This is a genomic window from Acinetobacter sichuanensis, assembly GCF_003024515.2.
In the GTDB taxonomy this organism is placed as follows: Bacteria; Pseudomonadota; Gammaproteobacteria; order Pseudomonadales; family Moraxellaceae; genus Acinetobacter; species Acinetobacter sichuanensis.
This window is the reverse complement of record NZ_PYIX02000156.1, coordinates 1-1215: the sequence shown is the minus strand read 5'-3', so window position 1 is coordinate 1215 and position 1215 is coordinate 1. Positions and strand designations below refer to the sequence as shown.

Below are 1215 nucleotides of genomic sequence, written 5' to 3'. Positions count from 1 at the left end.
ATGGGGTCGTCTCAGAATTCGGAAAATAAAGCACGCTAAGGCGTAGTCACCCCGTGACTCCCCCGCGCCGATGCAGCGAGCTTCGTTCCGTCTTGCAGTGACGCAATCAGCGGGCAGGAAACGTTCCCTTTCCGCGCATGGCAGGCGCACATCAGTTCAGACAGCACGGCCTCCATGCGTGCCAAGTCGGCCATCTTCTCGCGCACATCCTTGAGCTTGTGCTCGGCCAGGCCGCTGGCTTCCTCGCAATGGGTGCCATCCTCCAGCCGCAGTAGCTCGGCGATTTCGTCCAGGCTAAAGCCCAGCCGCTGGGCCGATTTCACGAACCGCACTCGTGTTACATCCGCCTCGCCATAGCGGCGAATGCTGCCATAGGGCTTGTCTGGCTCCGGCAGCAGGCCCTTGCGCTGGTAGAACCGGATGGTCTCCACATTGACCCCGGCCGCCTTGGCAAAAACGCCAATGGTCAGATTCTCAAAATTAATTTGCATATCGCTTGACTCCGTACATAACTACGGAAGTAAGCTTAAGCTATCCAAACCAAATTTGAAAGGACAAGCGTATGTCTGAACCACAAAACGGGCGCGGCGCGCTCTTCGCCGGTGGGCTGGCCGCCATTCTTGCGTCGGCCTGCTGCCTGGGGCCGCTGGTTTTGATCGCCTTGGGGTTCAGCGGGGCATGGATCGGCAACCTGACGGTATTGGAGCCGTATCGGCCGATCTTCATCGGCGCGGCGCTGGTTGCACTGTTCTTTGCCTGGCGGCGCATCGTCCGACCGACCGCAGCCTGCAAGCCGGGCGAGGTGTGCGCGATTCCGCAAGTGCGCACCACCTACAAGCTCATTTTCTGGTTCGTCGCCGTGTTGGTCTTGGTCGCGCTTGGTTTTCCCTACGTCATGCCATTTTTCTACTAATCAGGAGTTCATCATGAAAAAGCTGTTTGCCTCCCTCGCTCTCGCCGCTTTCGTTGCCCCCGTGTTCGCCGCCACTCAGACCGTAACGCTGTCCGTGCCTGGCATGACCTGCGCCTCTTGCCCGATCACTGTCAAGCACGCGCTTTCCAAGGTTGAGGGCGTGAGCAAGACCGACGTAAGTTTCGACAAGCGCCAGGCCGTCGTCACCTTCGACGATGCCAAGACCAACGTCCAGAAGTTGACCAAGGCGACCGAGGACGCGGGCTATCCGTCCAGCCTCAAACGCTGATCCGTTAACCGAA

The 1215-nt window shown here is 59.2% G+C and carries 3 protein-coding genes; 2 read left to right on the top strand and 1 reads right to left on the bottom strand.

What is annotated here, in order from left to right:
* Positions 1-35: 35 nt before the first annotated feature.
* Positions 36-491, bottom strand: coding sequence for an Hg(II)-responsive transcriptional regulator (gene merR, locus C9E89_RS22670; RefSeq protein WP_001166626.1), 456 nt, complete (start codon positions 489-491; stop codon positions 36-38).
* Between the two features lie 71 nt (positions 492-562).
* Here merR and merT point away from each other — a divergent pair, with 71 nt between their 5' ends.
* Both merT and merP read left to right on the top strand, forming a co-directional pair.
* Positions 563-913, top strand: a complete 351-nt coding sequence (gene merT, locus C9E89_RS22665; RefSeq protein WP_001294659.1) for a mercuric ion transporter MerT — start codon at positions 563-565, stop codon at positions 911-913.
* Between the two features lie 13 nt (positions 914-926).
* Positions 927-1202, top strand: coding sequence for a mercury resistance system periplasmic binding protein MerP (gene merP / locus C9E89_RS22660; RefSeq protein WP_004178136.1), 276 nt, complete (start codon positions 927-929; stop codon positions 1200-1202).
* The last annotated feature ends 13 nt before the right edge of the window (positions 1203-1215 follow it).